Raw genomic sequence first — 425 nt, forward strand, 5'->3', positions numbered from 1 at the left:
TGCATCTAGAAAGCGGGCTTCGTACAAGTGCAGGGCAAATATCAGTAAAGGGCTTAAAGCACCAAAATGAAGATTCTGTCGGAATATACGTCCCGAAAGAGCCTCTATTAACTGTAAAGGGAATGGTTGCTATTGTTGCAGATGGAGTCAGTAGTGCAGAGGCGGGCAAGGAGGCAAGCGAAACCTGCGTTAAGAACTTTATCTCCGACTTCTTCAGTACACCTGACTCCTGGACAGTTAAAAACTCAGCTCAAAAAGTATTAACGGCTTTGAATCGTTGGTTATATGGGCAGGGGGTTGGTTATCTTCAGGCTGAGCATGGCTATATCAGTACAATGTCGACCTTGGTTATCAAGTCGCGTGTCGCGCATATATTTCATATCGGCGATAGCCGAGTGTACCGCCTTCGGGGAAATAACTTTGAG

General features: G+C 45.9%; 1 protein-coding gene. It reads left to right on the top strand.

The features are described from left to right. A partial coding sequence (locus A3729_RS10810; protein ID WP_197475796.1) for a protein phosphatase 2C domain-containing protein occupies window positions 1–425 on the top strand: 425 nt, incomplete at both ends.

It is taken from the genome of Oleiphilus sp. HI0043 (assembly GCF_001634935.1).